Source organism: Geodermatophilus sp. CPCC 206100, from assembly GCF_048569675.1.
GTDB lineage: Bacteria > Actinomycetota > Actinomycetes > Mycobacteriales > Geodermatophilaceae > Geodermatophilus.
This window is the reverse complement of sequence record NZ_JAQISV010000003.1, coordinates 142,689-156,189: the sequence shown is the minus strand read 5'-3', so window position 1 is coordinate 156,189 and position 13,501 is coordinate 142,689. Positions and strand designations below refer to the sequence as shown.

General features: G+C 74.6%; 12 protein-coding genes. 5 read left to right on the top strand and 7 right to left on the bottom strand.

From position 1 onward, the window contains the following. Nucleotides 1-23: 23 nt before the first annotated feature. Nucleotides 24-1,205 carry an acyl-CoA dehydrogenase family protein gene (locus PGN05_RS01315; RefSeq protein WP_419750462.1) on the bottom strand — a complete coding sequence of 394 codons (1,182 nt, stop codon included), beginning with the start codon at nt 1,203-1,205 and terminating at the stop codon, nt 24-26. 242 nt (nt 1,206-1,447) lie between these two features. On the opposite strand from PGN05_RS01315, the gene larA reads away from it, so the two are divergent. Next, nucleotides 1,448-2,737, top strand: coding sequence for a nickel-dependent lactate racemase (gene larA, locus PGN05_RS01310; RefSeq protein ID WP_419750460.1), 1,290 nt, complete (start codon nt 1,448-1,450; stop codon nt 2,735-2,737). A 6-nt stretch (nt 2,738-2,743) separates the two neighbouring features. Continuing rightward, entirely contained in the window at nt 2,744-3,883 is a 1,140-nt protein-coding gene (locus PGN05_RS01305; RefSeq protein ID WP_419750458.1) for a glycerate kinase, read from the top strand. 13 nt (nt 3,884-3,896) lie between these two features. On the opposite strand, the gene PGN05_RS01300 is transcribed toward PGN05_RS01305, so the two are convergent. From PGN05_RS01300 to PGN05_RS01275, 6 genes are all read right to left on the bottom strand, one after another. Continuing rightward, nucleotides 3,897-5,102 (bottom strand): cytochrome P450, encoded by a 1,206-nt coding sequence (locus tag PGN05_RS01300; protein ID WP_419750456.1) that lies wholly within the window; start codon nt 5,100-5,102, stop codon nt 3,897-3,899. A 134-nt stretch (nt 5,103-5,236) separates the two neighbouring features. Then, nucleotides 5,237-6,211 carry a quinone oxidoreductase family protein gene (locus PGN05_RS01295; RefSeq protein WP_419750454.1) on the bottom strand — a complete coding sequence of 325 codons (975 nt, stop codon included), beginning with the start codon at nt 6,209-6,211 and terminating at the stop codon, nt 5,237-5,239. A gap of 16 nt (nt 6,212-6,227) precedes the next feature. After that, nucleotides 6,228-6,587 carry a hypothetical protein gene (locus PGN05_RS01290; protein ID WP_419750452.1) on the bottom strand — a complete coding sequence of 120 codons (360 nt, stop codon included), beginning with the start codon at nt 6,585-6,587 and terminating at the stop codon, nt 6,228-6,230. A gap of 31 nt (nt 6,588-6,618) precedes the next feature. Continuing rightward, nucleotides 6,619-7,482: an extradiol ring-cleavage dioxygenase gene (locus tag PGN05_RS01285; RefSeq protein WP_419750450.1), complete on the bottom strand. Its 864-nt coding sequence runs from the start codon at nt 7,480-7,482 to the stop codon at nt 6,619-6,621. Next, entirely contained in the window at nt 7,475-8,314 is an 840-nt protein-coding gene (locus PGN05_RS01280) for a citryl-CoA lyase (RefSeq protein WP_419750448.1), read from the bottom strand. The genes PGN05_RS01285 and PGN05_RS01280 overlap by 8 nt, the downstream gene beginning before the upstream one ends. Next, complete coding sequence (locus PGN05_RS01275) at nt 8,311-9,525, bottom strand: CaiB/BaiF CoA transferase family protein (protein WP_419750447.1); 1,215 nt, start codon at nt 9,523-9,525, stop codon at nt 8,311-8,313. The genes PGN05_RS01280 and PGN05_RS01275 overlap by 4 nt, the downstream gene beginning before the upstream one ends. A 242-nt stretch (nt 9,526-9,767) precedes the next feature. Between PGN05_RS01275 and PGN05_RS01270 the strand changes: the two genes are divergently transcribed. The 3 genes from PGN05_RS01270 to PGN05_RS01260 all read left to right on the top strand — a co-directional run bounded on the left by PGN05_RS01270 (nt 9,768) and on the right by PGN05_RS01260 (nt 13,494). Further along, entirely contained in the window at nt 9,768-11,255 is a 1,488-nt protein-coding gene (locus PGN05_RS01270; protein WP_419750445.1) for an amidohydrolase family protein, read from the top strand. A 97-nt stretch (nt 11,256-11,352) separates the two neighbouring features. Further along, nucleotides 11,353-12,180, top strand: a complete 828-nt coding sequence (locus tag PGN05_RS01265; protein ID WP_419750444.1) for an IclR family transcriptional regulator domain-containing protein — start codon at nt 11,353-11,355, stop codon at nt 12,178-12,180. A 72-nt stretch (nt 12,181-12,252) separates the two neighbouring features. Continuing rightward, on the top strand, nt 12,253-13,494 hold the full coding sequence (locus PGN05_RS01260; protein WP_419750442.1) for an acyl-CoA dehydrogenase family protein: 1,242 nt from the start codon (nt 12,253-12,255) through the stop codon (nt 13,492-13,494). The last annotated feature ends 7 nt before the right edge of the window (nt 13,495-13,501 follow it).

Genomic DNA, 13,501 nt, shown 5'->3' with positions numbered 1-13,501 from the left:
GCGCCCCCTCGTGCGTGCCGGGCTCAGCCCTGGGGCACGAGGTTCATGTACAGCCACGAGTGGTTCGGGGCCAGGCCGGCCAGGAACCGCCCGGCGCCCTCGACGACCTGCGGCCCGGACGTGACGTGCTGGGTGCCGGCGTGGATGTCGCGGAAGAACTGCTGGATCGGGCCGGTGCGCAGGGCCGCCGTCCCGCCGGTCCGGTACACCTCGTTCGCGATGGCCTCCGCGGTCCAGGTGGCGTTGTACAGCGCCAGCCGCACCGTGGTCCGCTGCTCGGGGGTGAGCTGGCCGTCGCCCTGCAGGGTCTCCGTGGCGTCCCGCCACACCTCGTACACGAAGGCGCGGGCAGCGTGGTACCGCGCCTCCAGCTCGCCGTAGGTGGCGTGGAACCGCGGGCTGTCGGCCATCGACCCGGCGCGACCGGCCTTGGACCGCACCTGCTCGGCCAGCTCGTCGAGCATGCGCCGCGCGGCGCCCAGCGCCCAGCCGGAGTGGCCGATGAGCGCGAAGTGCATGATGCCGAGCTTGAAGACCCAGCCGCCGCGGCGACCCTCCTCGACTGGGCCGAGGTGGGTGAAGGAGTCGCGCACGAAGACGTCGCGGGTCGTGTAGTCGATGCTGCCGGTCGCCTTGAGCCCCATGACGTCCCAGGTCTCGATGAGCTCGGCCTCCTCGACGGGCAGGACGAAGATCCGCGGCTCGCCGGTCTCCTGGATGATGCCGAGGGTGTGGATCCACTGGGCGTGCTTGATGCCGGAGGCGAAGCTCCAGTCCCCGCTGAGCCGGTAGCCGTCGCCGTCGGTGACCGCGGTGCCGGGGCGGGTGCCCTGGCCGGCGACGACCGGCAGTCGCTCGCCGGAGAACACCTCCTTCACCGCCTCGTCGCTGAGGTAGGCGCCGCCGGTGCCGATGGCCAGCGCGGCGGCCATCTGCACCCAGGCGGTGGAGGGATCCGCCGCGGCGAGGGTCTGGACGATCTCCAGCGACGAGATCGGGTCGCACTCGGCGCCGCCCAGCTCGCGGGGCGTCCACATCCCGTAGAGGCGCGCCTCGTGCAGCGCGTCGTCCACGGCGTCGACCAGCTCGCCCGCGGCCTCGTTGGCGGCAGCGCTCTCGCGGACCAGCGGTGCCAGCCGCTGCGCGGCGGCGACGAGGTCGGCCGGCTGCACGCCGAGGGTGGGGTCGGGAGCGGTCGTCGTCATGGTGGCTCCTGCTCTGCTGAGGGGGCTCGGGCGGGGTCGGTCGACGTCGAGCGACCCGGTGTCCGCATGGCGGACAGTCATCCGGCGCCAGTCTCAGCGGGCTCGCCGCGGTGTGTCAAGGGACACATCTCCCGGGCGGAAGGGCGGCCCGGCGCGGGGCCCGGGCCGGCTTGACACCCGCTCCGACCGGCCGCACGGTACGTCCGGACAGCTGGCGGACGACCCCGGGAGACGGTGCACGGATGACGGGAGGCCCGGCGGCTCCGGTCGTCCCCCTCGCCTACGGGAGGGGCACCGTCGACGTCCCCCTCCACGACGGCGGCCTCGTGGTCACGCCTCGCGACGACCCGGCCCTCCCCGATCCGGCCGCCGCCCTCCGCCGGGCCCTGCGCGACCCACTCGGAGCCGCACCGCTGGCGGCGCAGGTGCGCGACGGCATGACGATCGCCGTGTCCGTCTGCGACGGCACCCGCGCCCAGCCCCGCCAGGAGGTGCTCGAGGTCCTGCTGGCCGAGATCGACGCGGCGGCCCGCGGCTGCGAGGTCGTCGTCCTCGTGGCCACCGGGACCCACCGCGGGAACACCCCCGAGGAGCTGCTCGCCATGCTGGGGCCGGCGGTGCTGGACCGGTGCGAGGTGGTCAACCACGACGCCCGGGACCGCGCCTCGCTCACCTCGCTGGGCACGGTCGGCGACGGCGTTCCGCTGGAGCTGAACAGCCGCTGGCCGGCCGCCGACCTGCGGATCACCACCGGCTTCGTCGAGCCGCACTTCTTCGCCGGCTTCAGCGGCGGGCCCAAGATGGTCGCCCCCGGGCTGGCCGGCCTCGACACCGTCATGGTGCTCCACGACGCCGCCCGCATCGGCAGCCCGCTGGCCACCTGGGGCGTGATCGAGGAGAACCCGGTGCACCGCGACATCCGGGCCTGCGCCGCGGCTGCGCCGCCGGACCTCGCCCTGGACGTGCTGCTGGACCGGACGAAGCGGATCACCGCCGTCGTCTGCGGCGAGCTGTTCGCGATGCACGCGCGGGCCTGCGAGCTGGCCCGCGCCGCCGCGATGCGCGCCGTTCCGCACCCCATGGACGTCGTCGTGACGACCAACTCCGGCTTCCCGCTGGACCAGAACCTCTACCAGGCGGTCAAGGGCATGGCCGCCGCCGAGCGGGTCGTGCGGCCGGGCGGCACGGTGGTCGTGGCGGCCGAGTGCGCCGACGGGCTCCCCGCACACGGGTCCTTCGCCGAGGTGCTGGGGGCGGCACCGGACCCGGCCGGCCTGCTGCAGCTGATCTCCTCCCCCGGCTTCCGCGTGCCCGACCAGTGGCAGGTGCAGGTGCTCGCGCGGGTGCTCGCCAAGGCCGACGTCCAGCTGTACTGCTCGGGGCTGCCGCCGGAGGAGGTGCGCGCCGCCCACCTGGTCCCGGTGGACGACCTGGCCGGGGCGGTCGACGACGCCGTCCGCCGGCACGGACCCGGCGCCCGGGTCTGCTACCTGCCCGAGGGCCCGCAGACCATCCCCTACCTCGCCGGCTGAGCGCCCGTGGCCGTCCGCATCGTGCTCGCCCCCGACAAGTTCAAGGGGTCGCTGAGCGCCCCCGAGGTGGCCGCCGCGCTGGCCCGCGGGCTGCGGCGCAGCCTGCCGGCCGCCGAGCTGGTCGAGACGCCGATCGCCGACGGCGGCGAGGGCACCGTGGACCTGGTGCTGGCGCACGGCTTCGCGCCCCGCACCCGGGCCGTGCCCGGCCCCCTCGGGGGGTCGGTGCCGGCCCGCTACGCCCTGCGCAGCGACACCGCGGTCCTCGAGATGGCGGCCGCCGCGGGCCTCGCCCTGCTGCCGCCCCCCGGGCCGACCGAGGCCACCGCGCTGCGCGCCTCGACGCTCGGGGTGGGCCGCCTGGTCGCCGACGCGCTGGACGCCGGCGCGCGGCGCGTCGTCCTCGGCGTCGGGGGCAGCGCCACCACCGACGGCGGGGCGGGCGCGCTGGTCGGCCTGGGCGCCCGCGTGCTCGCCGCGGACGGCAGCGAGGTGCCGCCCGGGGGCGCGGGCCTGGCGGAGGCGGTGCGCCTGGACCTCACCGGCCTGGACCCCCGCCTGGCGCGGACCGAGCTGGTCCTCGCCTGCGACGTCGACAACCCGCTGACCGGGCCGGAGGGCGCGGCCGCCGTCTACGGCCCGCAGAAGGGCGCCACCCCCGCCGCCGTGGCCCGGCTCGACGCGGCGCTCGGCCGCTGGGCCGACGTGGTGGCCGCGGCGACCGGGGCGGACCGGCGCGACGTCCCCGGTGCCGGGGCCGCGGGCGGTATCGCCTTCGGGCTGGCCAGCGTGCTGGGTGCCCGGCTGACGCCCGGGGTGGGCCTGCTGCTGGAGCTGACCGGCTTCGCCGACACCGTCCGCGGCGCCGCGCTGGTCGTCGTCGGGGAGGGCTCCCTGGACGGGCAGAGCCTGCGCGGCAAGGGACCGGTCGGACTGGCCGCGGTGGCCCGCGCCTCGGGGACGCCGGTGGTCGCCGTCGCCGGGCGCAACCTCCTCACCCCGGCCCAGGCCGCGGCGGCGGGCCTGACCGCGGTCCACGCGCTGACCGAGCTGGAGCCCGACGAGGCGCGGTCCATGACCGAGGCCGCCGGGCTGCTGGAGACGGTGGGGCGCCGGATCGGCGAGCAGCTCGCCGACCGGCACTGACGCCCGCGGGGGCTCAGCCGGCGGCCGGCGCCCGGTCCACGGTGACGTCCACCCGGCCGAACGCGCGGATGAGGTTGTTCAGGGCCCGCTCGGTGCCCTGCAGGTGGAACCGGGACACCCGCGACGCCAGCGCCCGCAGCAGGGACTCCGACTCCATGCGGGCCAGTCCGGCACCGGCGCAGCCGTGCTCGCCCATGCCGAAGCCCAGCTGGTGGACGGCGTTGGCCCGCGTCACGTCGAACTCGTCCGGCCGCTCGAACGTGCGCTCGTCGCGGTTGGCCGCGGCGTAGACGACCAGCACCCGAGAACCCGCGGGGACGTCGACGTCGCCGATCCGGGTGTCCGTGGCGGCGAGCCGGCCGAACGCGCGGATCGGCGACTCGATCCGGACCACCTCGTTGACGGCGTTGGCCACCAGCCGCGGGTTGGCGCGGACGAGGTCCCACTGGTCGGGGTGCTGCGCGAACAGCCAGATGGCGCTGCCCACCGCGCTGATCGTCGTGTCGAGGGACGGCGCCAGGTAGTCGAGCATGAGCATCATCGCCTGCTCGGTGGAGATGTCCCCCGCGTCCACCGCCTGGAGCACGCCGGCGCCCAGGCTGCCCGGCGCGACGTTGCGGGTGCGGACGATCTCCGCGCCGTAGGCGGCCATCTCGCCGCACTGCGGCAGCGCCCGCTCGGTGCGCGCGTTCATCGGGCCGAAGGAGTCGAAGTTGGCGCCGGCCCAGCGCAGCAGGTGCTCGCGGCCCTCCTGGGGCCAGCCGATGAAGTCGGGCACGACCGACAGCGGCAGCGCGCGGGCCAGGTCGCCGACCGCGTCGAAGGAGCCCTTCTCGACCAGGCCCTCGACGAGCGCCTCGGCCTTGCCGGTGACGACCTCGGTCATCGGGCGCAGCGCCCGCGGGGTGAGCCGGCTGGCCACCACCTGGCGCAGGTGCGCGTGCAGCTCGCCGTCGCTGGCCAGCGTGCAGCCGAGGATCGCCTGGTTGGCCGGCTCGTTGAGCGCGATGCCGTTGGCCGATCGGAACGTGTCGGCGTCGGTGAGCACCGCCCGGGCCTCGTCGTAGCGCGCCACGGCGTAGGCGCCGTGCTGCGACAGCCACACCGCCGGACCCAGCTCGCGCAGCGCCCGGTAGTCCTCGTACGGCTCGAGCAGCGCCTCGTCCGAGTAGATGTCCCCGTCGTAGGTGGGAGCCGAGGTCGGGGCGGTCGTCGTCATGTCCGGGAGGTCCTTCCGGCGCGCGGTCTGCGGGCGTGGACAGTTGTCCGCTGGGCGGACCCGGGGACGATGCACGACCCGCTCGCGGTGTGTCAAGGCACACACCCGCTCCGCGGAGGGCCCGTCCGCGGACCTCAGTCGCCGGGCACCAGCACGACCCGGCGGCCGCCGCCCTCCGCGGTCAGCGCCCACCCCCGGGCCGCCTCGGCGAGCGGCAGCACGAGGTGGTCCAGCGACAGCGCACCCCGCTCGGCGTGCCCCAGGACGGCGGTCAGGGCCTGCGCCCGCTGCTCCGGCGTCAGCGCGTTGTTGGTGTAGCCGAGCACCTCGGCGCTGCGGCCGCGCAGCACCGCGGAGGAGAACCGCGCCTCGTCCCCGGAGGCCCCGCCCAGGTTGACCAGCCGGCCGAACGGGGCGAGCACGCGCGAGGCCGCCGTCGCCGCCGTGCCGAACACCGGGTCGACCACCACGTCGACGGCGCCCCCGGCGGCGGTGGCCAGGCGGGCGGCGAGCTCGTCGGCGTCGTCCGACAGCGGCACCACCTCGTCGGCGCCGGCCCGGCGGGCCCGCTCCTCCGACGCGCCCGGCCGGCAGACGGCCACCACCCGGGCGGCGCCGAGCAGCTGGGCGGCCCCGACGGCGACCTGCCCGACCGCGCCGCCGGCCCCGAGGACGAGCACCCGCTCGCCGGCCCGCAGGCGCCCGCGCCAGGTGAGCGCCATCCACCCGGCCACGGCCGACAGCCCGAGCGCCGCGGCCAGCTCGTCGGGCACCGCCGCGGTCAGCGGCACGACGTCGGCGTCCGGGACGGCGCACAACTCCCCCAGGCTGCCGTCGCCGGGCGCCATCCCCGCCGAGGTGGCGAACCAGACCCGGCTGCCCGGCGGGTGGACGGCGGAGCGCTCCACCACGCCGACGCCCTGCACGCCGGGGACGTAGGGCGTGGCGGGCCGGCCGAAGTAGGACGTCCCGGACGCGCAGAGCAGGTCCAGGGGCACGACCGGCGCGGCGGTGACCCGCACGAGGGTCTGCCCCGCGCCCGGCTCCGGCGCCGGGTGCGTGCCGAACTCCGGCGGCGCCCCCGGGGTGGTCAGGACGGCGGCACGCACAGGTGTTCCCCTCCGCTCAGGTCGCGATGTCCGGATAGGGCATCGAGACGTGCTCCATCGCCTTGCCGTAGGCCTTCTGGTACTCCAGCGGCCCGTGGTCGCGCTCGAACATCGCGATGAACAGCGTGAGCGTGAGGAAGGGGTGCGCGCCCATCTGGAACAGCGTGACGTGGTCGTGCTCGCGCAGCGCCCGGCGCTCCTCCTCGGTGAACGACAGCCAGGTGGTCTTCTCCGGCGGCGTGCAGTTGAGGATGGTGTTGGCCATCTCGGCCTCCCACCACTCCACCGTGCCGGCGGGGTCTTCCCGGTAGCGCTCGACCAGCTCGGGGTCGCGGTCGACGGTGTAGAGGAACTTGTCGAGCAGGTACTTGCTCATGCGGCTGTCTCCGTTCCGGTCGTCCGCGCGCTCAGGCCGGGGCCCCGTTGGGGTACCAGGTGAAGTAGGCCTCCATGGTGTGGAACAGGTCGAGGGTGTCCACGTGGTCGGCCTTCCGGCCCTCGCCGGCGACGCCCATCATCAGCATGAAGTCCATGAACCCGTGGGTGGCGTTGCCCGGGGAGTGCAGGCTGTCCAGGCTCACCTCGGCCAGGCAGCCCTCGATGTCGCCGCTGGCGATCCACTCGACGGCCTTGCGGTCGAACTCCGGATCCGGTCCGTGTTCGCCGAACTGGCGCGGGCCGCCCAGCTCGAGCGACAGGTGGCCGGTGCCGATGATGGCGACCCGCTTGTCGCTCTCCCAGGACTCGACCATCTCCCGGACCGCCCGGCCCAGCTGCACGAAGCGCTTGGGCTGCGGCAGCGGCGGGGCGAAGATGTTGGTGTAGATCGGCACGATCGGCAGGTCCGCCTGCGGGCGCAGCGTGATGATCGGGCACGTGATGCTGTGGTCGATCCGCAGCTCGTTGCTGAACGCCAGGTCGAAGTCGCGGTCCAGGCCGTCGCGCAGGATGTGCGCGGCCAGCTCCTCCTCGCCCCGCAGCGTCATCCGCGGCAGGCCGAACTCGCGCTCCTCGTTGTACCAGTTGGCGTCGAAGAAGGGCGCCTTGCCGACGAGGAACTGCGGCATGTTGTCCAGCCAGAGCTGGTGGAAGTGGTCGCTGCCGACCATCACCAGGACGTCGGGCTCGGCCCGGGTCAGCGTCTCCCGGAACCGCTCGATCTTGGCGACCCACTCGTCGGCGAACGGCGGCCGGTCCTCGCCGGTCGAGGTGCTGGCCCGGTAGTAGAACGGGTGGTGCGTAGATGCGATGACCGCGGCGACTTCAGCCATGCCGTCCTCCGTTGACGTCGGTGTCAGGGGTGTAGGGGTCGGGTGCGACGGACCGGTTGTTCAGGTCCACCGACAGGAAGATCTCGTTGCCGACAGGGTGCCGCAGCTCCTCGGCCAGCTGACCGATCAGCCCGGCGGTGCGGGCCAGCAGCGCGAACCCGCGCAGCAGCTCCAGCGGCAGCCCGAGGTCGGCCAGCGCCGCGCCGCAGACGCCGGCCCCGTTGAGCGGCAGCGTCTTCCCGAGCACCGTGGGGTGCACCCGGCCGATCGCGGCGAACAGCGACAGGTGCGGGCCGTAGAGCCCCTCCTCCGCCGCGATCGAGAACAGCCGCGGGGTGCGGGGGTCGCCGTCCTTGTGCACGTGGTGGCCGAGGCCCGGCACGAACCGCCGGGCCGCCCGCTGCGCGGTCACCGTCTCCAGCGCCAGGGCGTCCCAGCCGGCGTCGTCGGTGGGCAGCGGGCCGTCCACGCCGGTGAGGACGTCGTGCAGGAAGCGGCCGCAGTCCTCGGTGACCCCCAGGAATCGGGAGCCGCCACCGAGCAGCCCGGCGGCCAGCGCCCCCTGCACCGAGTCCGGCGCGGACAGGTAGGTCAGCCGGGTGACGATCGCCGTCGGCGTGAAGCCGTGGTCGGCGAGCGCGGCGAGGACGGCCTCGAAGACGCGGGTCTCCCCCCTCGACGGCCGCCGCTGGGTGGCCAGCCAGAAGGCCAGCTCCCCGAAGCCGACCTCGCCCATGACGTCGCGGGCGAGGTCCGAGCCGAGCAGGGTGATGCTCTCCCGGCTCGAGGCGCCCAGCGCCGTCGGGTAGACCGGGCGGCCGTCGTCGGTCACGCCTGCCCCTCCTGCCGGTCGGCGGTGCCGGCGGCCGGCGTCGCCAGCCACTCGCGGATCTCCGCACCGTGCTGGTCGAGGGCCGGTGGTGGCAAGCGGTAGTCGGCCGGCGTGTCGGAGAACCGGATCGGGTTGCGGACCGAGGGCACCGCGGCGGCCCCCTCCCCGACCGCGACGACGGGGTCGAGGCCGACCTCCTCGGCGAAGGCGACGCCCTGGTCGACGGTGTTGATCGGACCGCAGGGCACCCCGGCGGCGATGATGTCGCGGAACCAGTCGTGCTTGGTCCGGGTCCGCAGCCGCTCGACCAGCAGCGGGCGCAGCTCGTCGCGGTGGGCGGTGCGGTCCTCGTTGCGCAGGAACCGCGGGTCGTCGGCGAGCTCCGGGACGCCGAGCACCTCGACCAGCTTGCGGAACTGGCCGCTGTTGCCGGCGGTGATGATCAGGTCGCCGTCGGCGCAGGGCAACGGCTCGTACGGGAACAGGCTGGGGTGGCTGTTGCCCATCCGGAACGGCACCACCGCGCCGGCGACGTAGGCGCTGGAGTGGTTGACCAGGCCCGACAGCGCCGAGGAGAGCAGGTTGACCTCGACGTGCTGGCCGGTGCCGGTCTCGTGCCGCCGGTTGAGGGCGCTGAGCACGCCGATGGTGGCGTGCAGTCCGGCCATCACGTCGAACACGGAGATGCCGGCGCGGAACGGCTCGCCGTCCGGGTCGCCGGTCAGGCTCATCAGCCCCGAGATGGCCTGCACGATGAGGTCGTAGCCGGGCAACGACCGGCCCTGGGGTCCGCTGCCGAAGCCGCTGATCGAGGCGTAGACGATGCCGGGGTTGCCCTCGGCCACCGACGCGTGGTCCAGGCCGAAGCGGGCCAGGCCCCCGGGCTTGAAGTTCTCGATCAGCACGTCGGCCCGGCGGGCCAGCTCGCGGGCGACGGCGAGGTCCTCGGGGTCCTTGAGGTCCAGTGCGATCGACCGCTTGTTGCGGTTGACGCCGAGGTAGTACGTGGAGACGCCGTCCCGGACCGGCGGGGCCCAGCTGCGGGTGTCGTCCCCCGCCGGGCTCTCCACCTTGACGACCTCGGCGCCCAGGTCGGCGAGCAGCATCGTGGCGTAGGGGCCGGCGAGGACGCGGGAGAAGTCGGCGACCAGCAGGCCCGCGAGGGGCCCCCGGCCGGGCGTCGCACCCGGCGGGAGCTGGGATGCGGTCATCGATGAGGCCCCTCTCGTGCCGTTCGACCGGCATGCGGACGACGGTCCGCACACCGCGGCCCGAGTCTTCGGACGCCGTCCCCCACTGTCAAGCGACCGCCCTGTCACCGGCCCGGTCCCCGCTCCGGCGCGGGCGCGTCTTGACAGCCTCGCGCGCCCGCGGCCAGGGTGGCCGGGTCCGATGTGCTGACCGGTATACGGACGTGGGTCCGCTGACGGTCGGCTGTCTCGAGGAGGAGACGATGACCAGTTCCGACGGCCCCGTTCCGGAGGCCGGGCGCCCCGTCGTCCTGCGCGGCGGCACCGTGCTCACCATGGACGACGCCTGCACGGTCCTGACCGACGCCGACGTGCTCGTGGTCGACGACCGGATCGCCGCCGTCGGCACGGGTCTCGAGGTCCCCGAGGGCACTCAGGAGATCGACGCCTCCGGCGGCATCGTCATGCCCGGCATGATCGACACCCACCGGCACATGTGGCAGACGGCCATGCGCGGCTACGGCGCCGACTGGACGCTCACCCAGTACTTCGTCTGGTACTACCTGGAGCACGGCAAGAAGTTCCGCCCCGAGGACATCGCCGCGGGCAACCGCCTGGCGGCCATCGAGTCCCTCGACGCCGGCGTCACCACGACCGTCGACTGGTCGCACAACCTGCACTCGGTCGAGCACGGCGAGGCGGCACTCGACGCGCTGCGGTCGGTGCCCGGCCGGTTCGTCCTGGCCTACGGCAACATCCAGGCCGGCCCGTGGGAGTGGACGGCCGACCCCGCCGTCCGGTCGTTCCTGGAGCGGCTGCGGGACGCCCGCGACGACATGATGGGCGTGCAGATCGCCTTCGACGTCACCGGCGACCCGGCGTTCCCGGAGAAGGCCGCGTTCGAGGTCGCCCGCGACCTCGGGCTCCCGGTGACCACCCACGCCGGCGTCTGGGGTGCCACCAGCGACACCGGCATCCAGCAGATGTACGACAACGGCTTCATGACGCCGGAGACCACCTACGTCCACGCGTCGACGCTGACCCGGGACTCCTACCAGCGGATCGCGGCGACCGGCGGGTCCATCTCCGTGGCCACCGAGTCCGAGTGCAGCGCCGGGCAGGGGCACGCCCCGACCGAGCAGGTGCTGCAGTACGGCATCCCGGTGTCGCTGTCGATGGACACCAGCGTCTGGTGGAGCGGCGACATGTTCTCCGCGATGCGCGCGACCCTCAACGCCGACCGCATGTCCGAGCACCTCACCGCGCACCTCAAGGGCGAGACGATCACGCACCTGCGGCTGCGCGCCCAGCAGGTGGTCGAGTGGACCACCCGCGGTGGCGCGCACACGATCGGCCGCGACTCCGACCTCGGCAGCCTCGAGCCCGGCAAGAAGGCCGACCTGGTGCTGATCAAGAACGACTCCTCCCCGGTGTCGTTCCCGCTGCTCAACCCGCTCGGCCAGGTGGTCTTCCAGGCCCAGCGCGGGGACGTGCACACGGTGCTCGTGGACGGCCGGGTGGTGAAGCACGCCCACCGGCTGGTCGGCGTCGACCTGGCCGCCGTCCGGCGCGAGATCGAGGACACCATCGAGTACCTGCGCGCGGAGATCGGCGAGGAGGCGTGGCAGGCCGGGATGTTCCCCGACAAGCCCGATGCCGAGGCCGACGTCCTCGACAACCCGTACCAGTACAGCGACTTCAAGGACGAGTCGAAGCGGGCCGGCGGCGAGGACCGCGTCCTCGGTCGCTGAGCCACGACTGCGGAACCGTGCGAGATCGGCGATCTCGCACGGTTCCGCGGCCGCACTCGCGCGAGATCGGCGATCTCGCCGGGAAGAGGGGCACACCATGGCGGGTCGCGGGAGCGGGCCGGACTTCGTTGAGGCGCTGGCGCGGGGCCTGGACGTGCTGGCCTGCTTCGACGCCGACCACCGGAGCATGACGCTGTCGGAGGTGGCCGCGGCGGCGGGGCTGGCCCGCCCGACCGCGCGCCGGCTGCTGCTGACCCTGGAGGAGCTCGGCTTCGTGCGGACCGCGGGCAACGCCTTCCAGCTCACCCCGCGGGTGCTGTCGCTCGGCATGGCCTACGTCGGGGCGCTGGGGCTCTGGGACATCGCCCGGCCGCACCTCGAGGCGCTGGTGGCCAGCACCGGCGAGTCGTCGTCCATGACCCAGCTCGACGGCTCGGACGTCGTCTACGTCGCCCGGGTCTCGGTGCCCAAGCTGATCGCGCTGCGGGTGGAGATCGGCACCCGGTTCCCGGCGGTGCAGACCTCCCAGGGCAAGGTGCTGCTCGCCGCCCTCTCCCCCGACGAGCTGGCGGCGACCCTGGCCCAGCCGAGCCGCGCCGGGCTGCCGGGCCCGATCGGCCGCGGCCCCGAGCAGCTGCAGGAGGAGCTGGTCGAGGTCCGGGCCCGGGGCTGGGCGCTGGCCGACGAGGAGCTGGCGCCCGGGGTCCGCTCGGTCGCCGTCCCGGTCCGCGACGCGTCCGGCGCGGTGCGGGCGGCCATGAACGTCACCGTGCACGCCGCGGAGACCTCGACCGCGCAGCTGCTCGGCGAGCACCTGCCGAAGCTGCTGCGCACCGCCGGGGACGTCAGCGCGGAGTGGGCGCTGTGGCAGTCCCGCCCGCACCGCGACGTCCCCAGCCCCGTGGGCGGCACCGCGTCGGCCTGACGGAGGCACTCCTGCGGAGGGTCGCGCGAGTCCCTACGGTCGGGTCGAGCCCCCCGACCGACAGGAGTTCCCGTGACGGAGTACGCCCTGGCCGCACCGTCCCCCCGCGCCCGCGAGCTCTACGACCGCATGGTCGCCTTCCTGCGCGAGGAGGTGCTCCCGGCGGAGGCCGAGTACCTGGCGCACCGCCGGGCGGCCGGGCCGGAGGGGCACGAGGTGCCACCGGTGGTGGAGCGGCTCAAGGGCACGGCGCGGGAACGGGAGCTGTGGAACCTCTTCCTGCCGGCGGAGTCGGGGCTGACCCAGCTGGAGTACGCGCCGATCGCCGAGCTGTCGGGGTGGAGCCTGGACCTCGCGCCCGAGGCGATCAACGGCGCCGCCCCGGACACCGGCAACATGGAGCTGCTGCACCTGCTCGGCACCGCGGAGCAGAAGGAGCGGTGGCTGGCGCCGCTGCTGGCCGGGGAGATCCGGTCGGCGTTCGCGATGACCGAGCCCGACGTCGCCAGCAGCGACGCGACCAACATCGGCACCCGCATCGAGCGCGACGGTGACGAGTACGTCGTCACCGGGCTGAAGTGGTGGACCAGCGGCGCGATGGACCCCCGCTGCGCGCTGTTCATCGTCATGGGCAAGACCGACCCGTCGGCCGCGCCGCACCGGCAGCAGTCGATGGTGATCGTGCCGCGGGAGACGCCCGGGGTCACCGTCGTCCGGGACCTCCCGGTGCTGGGGCACCACGACCAGCACGGACACGCCCTGGTGCGGTTCGACGGGGTGCGGGTGCCGGTGGCCAACGTGATCGGCGAGGAGGGCGGCGGGTTCGCCGCCGCCCAGGCCCGGCTGGGCCCCGGCCGGATCCACCACTGCATGCGGGCGCTCGGTGCCGCCGAGCGGGCGCTGGCGCTGCTGGTGGCGCGGGCGCGGGAGCGGGTGGCCTTCGGCGGGCCGCTGGCCGACCAGGGCGTGGTGCAGCAGCAGATCGCGGAGTCCCGGCTGGAGATCGAACAGGCCCGGCTGCTGTGCCACCGCGCCTGCCAGGTCATCGACACGCAGGGCAACAAGGCGGCCAAGGACCTCGTGGCGATGGCGAAGGTCGCCGTTCCGCGGGCCGCCACCCGGGTCATCGACCGGGCGATCCAGGTGCACGGCGGCGCCGGCATGACCGACGTGACGCCGCTGGCCGCGATGTACGCCTGGCACCGGGCGATGCGGCTGTTCGACGGGCCCGACGAGGTGCACCTGCGCGCGGTCGCCCGGGCCGAGCTCAAGCGCGAGCCGCTGCTGCCACCGGGCCGGGTGGTGGTCGGGTAGCGGCCTC

Bases quoted from the DNA above. Each gene is read 5' to 3' on its own strand.
- PGN05_RS01285 (WP_419750450.1), bottom strand. From the start codon at position 7,482: ATGGCTGAAGTCGCCGCGGTCATCGCATCTACGCACCACCCGTTCTAC.
- PGN05_RS01275 (WP_419750447.1), bottom strand. From the start codon at position 9,525: ATGACCGCATCCCAGCTCCCGCCGGGTGCGACGCCCGGCCGGGGGCCC.
- PGN05_RS01290 (WP_419750452.1), bottom strand. From the start codon at position 6,587: ATGAGCAAGTACCTGCTCGACAAGTTCCTCTACACCGTCGACCGCGAC.
- PGN05_RS01315 (WP_419750462.1), bottom strand. From the start codon at position 1,205: ATGACGACGACCGCTCCCGACCCCACCCTCGGCGTGCAGCCGGCCGAC.
- PGN05_RS01270 (WP_419750445.1), top strand. From the start codon at position 9,768: ATGACCAGTTCCGACGGCCCCGTTCCGGAGGCCGGGCGCCCCGTCGTC.
- larA (WP_419750460.1), top strand. From the start codon at position 1,448: ATGACGGGAGGCCCGGCGGCTCCGGTCGTCCCCCTCGCCTACGGGAGG.
- PGN05_RS01300 (WP_419750456.1), bottom strand. From the start codon at position 5,102: ATGACGACGACCGCCCCGACCTCGGCTCCCACCTACGACGGGGACATC.
- PGN05_RS01265 (WP_419750444.1), top strand. From the start codon at position 11,353: ATGGCGGGTCGCGGGAGCGGGCCGGACTTCGTTGAGGCGCTGGCGCGG.